The sequence below is a fragment of the Streptomyces boluensis genome, from assembly GCF_009908195.1.
GTDB classification, from domain to species: Bacteria; Actinomycetota; Actinomycetes; order Streptomycetales; family Streptomycetaceae; genus Streptomyces; species Streptomyces boluensis.
Genome location: NZ_JAAAHS010000633.1, coordinates 1 through 2,383, shown reverse-complemented (window position 1 = coordinate 2,383; position 2,383 = coordinate 1). Strand labels below are relative to the sequence as shown.

At 72.3% G+C, this 2,383-nt stretch carries 2 protein-coding genes; both read right to left on the bottom strand.

Annotation, left to right across the window (positions count from 1 at the left end; translation table 11 throughout):
- Positions 1-138: 138 nt before the first annotated feature.
- Entirely contained in the window at positions 139-1,221 is a 1,083-nt protein-coding gene (gene manB / locus GUY60_RS36860) for a mannose-1-phosphate guanylyltransferase (RefSeq protein WP_161705864.1), read from the bottom strand.
- Positions 1,222-1,518: 297 nt separating this feature from the next.
- Positions 1,519-2,383, bottom strand: an 865-nt coding sequence (locus GUY60_RS36855; RefSeq protein ID WP_161705863.1) for a peptidoglycan recognition protein family protein, incomplete at its 5' end; no start/stop codon positions are given.

Here is a 2,383-nt window from a genome sequence, read left to right as displayed (position 1 = left end):
GTCGGAAGGATGACTCTTCGAGGGTAGGCGCTGCCACGTGGCGGCGGCCGCCGGTCCGAGGAGACGACGCTCACGGGCACGCGCACGGGCCACCGGCCACCCCGGTCACCGATCACACCCCGGCGGCCGCAGCCCCCCTCACTGGTCCGAGGAGAACCGCACGCTCCCGTCCGGCAGTTGTGCGCCGCACCACACGCGTACGCCGTCGCGCAGCTCGTTGTCCGCGCCGACGCGGGCGCCGTCCCCGACGACCGCTCCCGCCAGGACCGTACGGGCCCCGATCCGGGCGCCCGCGCCGATCAGCGAGTCGGTGACCACCGCACCGGGCTCGACCACCGCCCCGTCGAGTACCGCGCTGCCCGTGACCCGCGCGCCCGCGCCGATCACCGCGCCCGCGCCCACCACCGTGCCGCCGGTCAGCTTGGCGTCGGGGGCGACTTCGGCGGTCGGCAGGACGAGCCGGTCGCCGCGTCTGCCGGGCACCGCGGGCGAGGGGGCGCGGCCGAGCACGAGGTCGGCCGAGCCGCGCACGAAGGCCTGCGGGGTGCCGAGGTCCAGCCAGTACGTGGAGTCGACCATGCCCTGCAAGTGGGCGCCGGCGGCGAGCAGTTGGGGGAAGGTCTCGCGCTCCACGGAGACCGGGCGGCCCTCGGGGATGGTGTCGATCACCGAGCGGCGGAACACGTACGCGCCCGCGTTGATCTGGTCGGTGACGATCTCCTCGGGCGTCTGCGGCTTCTCCAGGAACGCCTGTACGCGGCCGGTCGCGTCGGTCGGCACCAGGCCGAACGCGCGCGGGTCGTCGACCCGGGTCAGGTGCAGCGAGACGTCCGCGCCGGAGGTCTCGTGGGTGTCGACGAGGGCACGTATGTCCAGGCCGGTGAGGATGTCGCCGTTGAAGATCAGCACCGGTTCGTCGGGGCCCGAGCGCAGCCGCGAGGCGACGTTGCGGATGGCTCCGCCGGTGCCGAGCGGCTCCTCCTCGGTGACGTACTCCAGGTGCAGGCCGAGTGCGGAGCCGTCGCCGAAGTACGGCTCGAAGACCTCGGCGAGGTAGGACGTGGCGAGCACGATGTGCTCCACGCCCGCCGCGCGGGCGCGGGCGAGCTGGTGCGTGAGGAAGGGCACCCCCGCCGCCGGGACCATGGGTTTCGGCGTGTGCACGGTGAGCGGACGGAGCCGCGTGCCCTTGCCGCCGACCAGGAGGATCGCTTCTGTCACCTGTCGCCTCTGCTTCCTGCCGGGGGCGGGGCATGTCGTCGTACGCCGGACTGGTCGGGTCCGGGTACAGCCGGACTGGTCTGGTCCGGCCGGTCAGTGTAGGCAGACCGTTCTCCGGCGTTTTCAGTTGCGTCTGTGTGCCGGGTTTCTCTGTGCGGATTCGTACATCGATCTGAGCGCGCGTACGTGCCGGAGTGCGGTTCGCGCCGTTCCGTACCGTTTCGTTCCGGGTGGTGCGGCCGTGCATGCCGGAGCGGCGGCGGGTGCTCCCGCCGCCGCTCCGTCCGGACTTTTCGCTCAGCGACCCTGGTAGCGGGCCGAGGTGTCCCGTGCCGAACCGAGCTTTCCGTAGAGCCGTCCCCCCGGGCACTCCGTGGCGAAGCCGTCACGGTGCCCGGAGATCACGTTGAGCCGGGCCGTCGCGCCCTTCCTGTACAGGTTGCTGCCGGCCGACTTGAGGACGGCCTTGCCGCGCGGGTTCGCGCCGTACAGGCCGAGCTTCCAGGCGGTCAGCCGGGCCACCGCGTTCACGGCGGCCTTGGGCGGGTTGGCGTCGCTGTACGTACCGAGGACCGCGACGCCCATGCTGTTGGTGTTGAAACCGAGAGTGTGGGCCCCCAGGACCGGCTTGGCCACACCTCCGGCACGACCTTCGTAAATGTTTCCGCACTTGTCGACGGCGAAGTTGTAGCCGAAGTCACGCCAGCCGCTGCTCTTGACGTGGTAGCGGTAGATGCTTCGCAGCAGCGAAGGGACCTGGCCACAGCTGTAGTTGTTGCCGGAGGCGCTGTGGTGCACGAAGGCCGCGCGGACGGACTTCGTGTACACGAAGTTCTTCTCGCGCAGCTTCTCGTCCGCGCCCCAGCCCTTGCGGGTGACGATGCGCGGGCGGGGTCCGATGTACGGCTTGGCGGCCGCGGCCTGGTCGACACCGCGGGACTCGAGCAGGTCGCGCTCGGTCTGCTCCTTGGTGAGCGCGGGGATGACGGAGGCGCCGAGGTCGGCGAGGTCCGCGTTCACGGCCGAGCTCGCGGCGGCCTCCGCGGTCAGGGCCGCGGGCTGCGTGCCACCGGCCGGCGGGCCCTGGGCCGGCGGGTCCACACCGGGGTCGACGAGTTCCAGGCGGAGCCCGGTGGGCAGCGGGGCGGCGGCGGCACGGGCC